This window comes from Pseudomonas sp. URMO17WK12:I6, assembly GCF_003253625.1.
Taxonomy (GTDB): Bacteria; Pseudomonadota; Gammaproteobacteria; order Pseudomonadales; family Pseudomonadaceae; genus Aquipseudomonas.
Genome location: NZ_QKYZ01000031.1, coordinates 12,602 through 19,059, shown reverse-complemented (window position 1 = coordinate 19,059; position 6,458 = coordinate 12,602). Strand labels below are relative to the sequence as shown.

The 6,458-nt window shown below is 61.2% G+C and carries 2 protein-coding genes; both read left to right on the top strand.

Annotation, left to right across the window (positions count from 1 at the left end):
* Window positions 1–954: ShlB/FhaC/HecB family hemolysin secretion/activation protein (locus F475_RS29980; RefSeq protein ID WP_146602966.1), on the top strand; the 954-nt coding region annotated here is incomplete at its 5' end.
* A gap of 24 nt (window positions 955–978) precedes the next feature.
* Window positions 979–6,458, top strand: a 5,480-nt coding sequence (locus tag F475_RS29975; RefSeq protein ID WP_111455436.1) for a filamentous hemagglutinin N-terminal domain-containing protein, incomplete at its 3' end; no start/stop codon positions are given.

Here is a 6,458-nt window from a genome sequence, read left to right as displayed (position 1 = left end):
AGCCCGCTGGGCCTGGCCGATCAGTTGATGCTGCGCGGCGGTCATGATGCGGTGAGCGATCACCAGCACACCTCCAACAACGCGCTGCTCAATTACAGCGTGCCGTGGGGCTGGTGGAACTTCAGTTACACCTACAGCCAGAGCGAGTACCGCTCGCAAGCCCAGGCCAACGGTTTCAATTTCAAGCAGACCGGCGACAGCGAAAACCATCAGTTGCGCGCCGAGCGGGTGATCCATCGCGACGCCCTGAGCAAGACCTCCCTCAGCACCGGTCTGTCGTACCTGCGCACCAACAACTTCATCGAAGACAGCAAGCTCAAGCTGAGCAGCAACCGCATCAGCGAAGCGCAGTTCGGCATCAACCACGGTCGGCGGGTCGGCAGTGCCTTCGTCAACCTCGACCTGGGCATGCAACAAGGCATCGGCGCGTTCGACGCCCAGGGTAACGGCGATCCGGGCCCCGGCGAGCCGAACGCGCGTTACCGCAAATACACCGCCACCGCGAGTTATCTGCAGCCGTTCAAGCTGTGGGGCGAGTCCTTCAGTTTCAGCAGCCTGATGACCGGCCAGCGTAGTGAAGACGTGCTGTTCAGCCCGCAGCGCACCAGCCTCGGAGGGCTGTCTTCGATCCGTGGTTACAAGGACCAGTCCTTGTCCGGCGACAGCGGCGGCTACTGGCGCAACGACCTGCGCTGGAGCCGCCCGGTCACCCTGGAATGGCTGCGCCCGGTGTTCGCCGAATACGGCACCAGCCTCGGTTACGACCAGGGTGTGATCACCCATGACCGCTACAACGGCGATCAGCACGGGCGCCTGTCCAGCGATTCCGTGGAGTTGTTCGCCCGAGGTCAGCACCTGGCCGCCAGCGTGACCTTTGCCCATTCCCTGGAACGTCCGGACACCCTGACCGAGCGCGAAGCGCCGATCTATTTCCGCCTGGATTTCTTCCTCTAATTTCGCTGCATCGGGACCTTTCACATGGACGTTCGCCACTACGCTTTTCTCGCTCGCCAACCTTCTGCCGCCGTGAAAACCCGCGAGCACTTCCTGGGCATGCCCAAGCGCGGACTGGCGTTCCTGTTGGCCAACGTCATGTTTTGGCAACCGATGTGGGCGCAGGCCGATGGCATCGTCGTGGCTACACCGGGCACCAGCCTCGGTCAGGCGGGCAATGGCGTGCCGATCATCCAGATCGCCACCCCCAACGGCACCGGCCTGTCGCATAACCAGTTTCAGGATTACAACGTCGGCACCCAAGGCGTCATCCTCAACAACGTCGCCGCGCAGACCGGCGCGACGCAACTGGGCGGCATCATCGTCGGCAACCCCAACCTGACCAACCGGGCCGCGGCGCAAACCATCCTCAACGAAGTCGTCGGTGGCAGCCCGAGCCAGTTGCGCGGTTACACCGAAGTGGCGGGGCAATCGGCGCGGGTCATCGTCGCCAACCCCTACGGCATCAGCTGCAACGGTTGCGGTTTCATCAACACGCCACGCGTGACGTTGACCACCGGAAAACCGGTGCTCGACAACGGTCGACTGGATCGCTTTCAGGTCGATCAGGGCAGCGTCACGATTGATGGCGCCGGGCTCAATGCCAACAACGTCGACAGCTTCGAAATCATCACCCGCAGCGCGAAGATCAACGCCGAGATTCAGGCGAAAAACCTGACCATCGTCGCCGGTCGCAACGACGTCAATGCCGACAACCTCAACGCCACCGCCCGCGCTGATGACGGCAGCGCCAAGCCGCAACTGGCCATCGACTCATCGGCCTTGGGCGGGATGTACGCCGGGGCGATCAAACTGGTCGGCACCGAGGCCGGGGTCGGGGTGAAACTCGATGGCAACCTCGCGGCCAGTGGTGGCGATATTCAGATCGATGCCAATGGCCATCTGAGCCTGGCGCAGACTTCTGCTGCCGGTGCGGTGAATGTCAAAGCCGCCAGCCTTGATGCCCAAGGCCCGGTTTATGCCGGCACCTCCGTCAACGTACAAACCCAAGGCAACCTGACAAACCAGCAAACCCTTGCGGCGCGAGACAGCATCGTTCTGAGTGCCGGTGGTGTGCTGACCAACAACGGCACCATCGAAGCCGGGGTCAATGCTGATACCAGTCGTAATGCCACGGGCGATGTGAGCCTGAGCGCGCAGAATCTCAACAACAGCGGCAAAAGCGTGGTTGCCAGTCGCAATCTCACCGCGAATACCGCGCAGACCCTGACTAACCAGGGCGGTACGCTGAGCGCCGGGCAAACCGCCAACATCACCGCCGGGACCCTGGATAACCAGAACAAAGGTCGGGTGTTGAGTAACGGCAGTCTCAATCTCGCGGCCAATCAGGTCCTCAATGGCAATGGTCTGATTACCAGTACCGGTAATCTCAACGCCACCCTTGGTTATCTGAACAATCGCGCTGGCGAACTCTCGAGCCTGGCCGCCGCGACGTTGCGCATGGCGACTCTGGATAACGTGGCAGGGGTGGTGAACGCCGGTCAGGCCTTGAGCATCACCGCCACGGCGACGGTGAATAATCAGGGCGGCAAACTCACCAGCCTCGACGCCCTGAGCCTCAATGCCGGCAAGGTCGATAACAGCAGCGGGGGCCGGATTGCCAGCAACAAAGCGCTGACCGCCAGTGTCGTCAGTCTCGATCAGCATGATGGTGGGCAACTCACCAGCGCTACGTCGTTGGCGCTGGATCTGAATCACGGCGAGCTGAACAACCAGAACGGTTTGATTAACGCCCCGTTGCTGGTGCTAAAAAACCTCGCGCAAGTGGACAACCGCAACGGCGAAATTTCCAGTGCCCAAGCGTTCACGCTGGCGGCCGACAGCCTCGACAACAGCAACGGCAAACTGCTCGGCAATCAGGCCGTGACCCTGCGCGTGCAGCAGTCCCTGAGCAACGTCAAAGGCGTGATCGCGGCGCAAAGCGTCGATGTACAGGCCGGAAGCCTGAACAACAACGAGGGCACCCTTACCAGCCGCACCAACCTCGATCTTCGGGTTACCGGCCAGCTCGATAACCAGGACAAGGGGCTGATCAACGCTACCCAAAACCTGAACATCAACGCGGCGAGTTTGAACAATCAGAACGGCGGCTCGTTGCTCGGCAGCGCCATTACCATCGACTTCAGCGGCGTCATGGGCGACCTGAACAACGCCAACGGTCTGATCACCACCACCGGTCAACTGAGCATCCGCAACCTGCGGGACTTGATCAACCGCAGCGGTGAACTCTCCAGCAGCCAAAGCTACACGCTGAAGGGTCGCAACCTGGACAACAGCGACGGCAAACTCATCAGCCGTCAGCAACTGGACCTCACCGCCGATACCACCACTAACCTCCATGGACTGATTTCCGGTTGGCAAAGCCTGAGCCTTCTAGGCGGCAGCCTCGACAACCGTAATGAGGGCACCTTGTCGAGCCGCGACGGTGACGTGCTGGTGGACCTCACCGGTGCCGTGCGTAACAGCAACGCAGGCGCTCTGGTCAGTAACGGCACGTTGAAGGTCACGGCGGCCAGCCTCGACAACAGCGACAACGGCATTCTTTCCAGTGCCGGTGCGCAAACTTTAGTCATTGCCGGAACACTGAATAACGCCCAGGGTGGTTTGATCGACAGCGGCGCCGCTCTGGATATCCAGGCCCAAACCCTCAGCAACGCCGATGCAACCATCAATGCCCAGCAGGACATCAGCTTCACCGGTACCGATCTGAACAACAGCACCGGTACCTTCGCGGGCAAGGGCGCGATCACCCTCGATTTGCTCGGCACCCTGACCAATACCAGCGGCAAACTGGCGAGCAACGGCCCGCTGGTGATTCAGCGCGCGCAGCAGGTCGACAACCAGGGCGGCCAGCTTGCAAGCCAGGCTTTGCTGAGCCTGTTGACCGGTGGCCTCGATAACCGCAATGGCGGCACTGTCGCGGCCAGTGAATTGTTGACGATCACGGCCAGTGGCGTCGTACAGAACAGCGCCAACGGTCAGATCTTCAGCAGCAACGCCGGCCTGACACTCAACGCCGCCAGCATCGACAACGCCAAGGGCACCCTGCAAAGCCAGGGCGACCTGACGGTGAAAACCGGCGGCGCCATCGATAACCAGAGCGGGCGCATCGTTGCCAAGGGCGGCAACCTCGACATCACCGCCGCCAGCCTCGACAGCCGTGGCGGTGTGCTCTCCAGCCTGCAAGGCGCCTTCAGCAGCCATATCTCTGGCGTACTGCGCAACGGCTATGACCTGAACAATAACCGTCAGGGCGGGGTCATTCAGGCCCAGAGCCTGAACCTCAAGGCACTGGCCGGCCTCGACAACTATGGCGGGCGTATCACCGCGCAAACCGGTGACGCCATCGTCGACACCGGCACCAACGGCAACTTCGACAACCGCAATGGCGGCCTCTACGCCAAGGGTCGGGTCAGCGTCACCGGCAATAACTTCGACAACAGCGGCGACAACGACGGGCAGATCGGCGGGCAACAGATCGACCTGAGCCTGCGCGGTGCATTGAACAACCGCCTGGGCATCATCGAAAGTGAAAGCACGCTGACCATCACCGCCGCCAGCCTCGACAACCAGACCGGTCAACTTCGCGCACTGGGCGACAATGGTAAAACCGCGTTCGCCATCGGGGGCCTGTTCGACAACCGCAATGGCACCGTGGAATCCGCCAACACCAACCTGACCCTCACTGCCGGTAGTTTGCTGAACGTCAGCGGCAACGTGCTGCACGTCGGTACCGGTATTTTCGATATCGCGACGGGTCAAATCGGCAGCGCCGGCGGCACCTTCGTCACCCGTGGCAGCCTGACGCTCAACGCCGACAGCTGGACCAACAGCAGCGTGATCCAGGCCGATCGCCTGACCGTCAACGTCAACAGCCTCAATCAGACATCCGGCGGCCAATTGTTGGCGGTCAGCCAATTGACCGGCAACGGCGGCAATTGGAATAACGATGGCTTGATCGCCAGCGATGGCAAACTCAATCTGACCCTCTGGGGCAACTACAGCGGCAATGGTCGCACCAGCAGCCTCGGTGATCTGACACTCAAAGCCAATCAACTGACCCTCAACGCGACGACCAGCATCGCCGGTGGTGGCAACACCACGGTTAACATCAATGGCGAGTTGAACAACCAAGGCCGTTTGACCTCCAGCGGCGACCTGATCATCAGCGCCGCCAACCTTAACAACTACGGCACGATCGGTTCCGGTAAAGACCTGACCCTCACCACCGGCGCACTGCTCAACAGCCGCGGTCTGATTTCCAGCGGCGGCGATATGCGTCTGCTGCTGTCCAGCTTCACCAACGCCTATGGCCAGGTCTATGGCCTGAGCAACGTGCACATTGGCCGGGACCGCGACAGCGGCAAGGCCGACTTGCTGGACAACCGTTCCGGCGATATCTACAGCGCGCAGGACCTGACCATCAATGCCCTGACCGTGAACAACGTACGGGACATTCTGGAATACACCGCGCATGAGAAAAGCTCGGTGGTTATCACCGAGCTGGATTGCAACCTGATCCCGATTGCGGGGTGCGACTTCCGTAGCGGATCGCGTCGTAACGGCCATTGGGAGATTGCCGAGACCGACCGCCTGAAGGTCTCTGACAGCAGCGCGGCCGCGAGTCTGACCAGCGGCGGCAACATGACGATCAACGCTCAGGCGTTGAACAACACCAGCAGCACCATCGCGTCCACAGGCAACATCACCGTCACTGCCGACACGATCAATAACACCGGCCTGCAAGAGCAGGACATCATCACCAAGCGCACTTTCTGGAACTACGTCGACCAAATCTTCGCCACGGTGCCCGCGGCGGCGGCTTTCAACGATAAAAACAGTCCGACACCCTCGGCCACTGTCGAGTCGGATCTGAGCTATTTCATCAGCCTGCTGGGCGGCGGCATGCTGACCGAAAGCACCACCACGGTAGCGGGCTCCGGCAGTTCCTATGATGCGGTGATCCAGGCCGGCGGCAACATTTCACTCAACGCGACGCAAACCATCGACAACAGTGTGGTGCGTCCTTATTACAGCTACGTCGCTGGTGGAAAGACCAACACTGACACGGGGGCCGGCAACGGCTACTCCACGCCGGTAACTATCAACGCGCAACTGTCGCCGGATCTGGCCCAGCAACAAGTCAACCCGCTCACGCTTCCCGGCTTCAACCTGCCCACCAGCCAGAACGGTCTGTTCCGTCTGAGCCAGGAAGGCAGCAGCGCCCCGACCTCGACCGGCCCGCAGAGCTGGACGCTTAGCGGCGGTAAAGTCACCGCCGGTGCATCGTCTACGCCGGTCACCCTCAACCGCGTCCAGGGTCTGCCAAGCAACGCCGGCAAATCCCAACCGCACAAATACCTGATCGAAACCAACCCGGTACTCACCGACCTCAAGCAATTCATGAGCTCGGACTACCTGCTCCAAGGCTTGGGTTACAACCC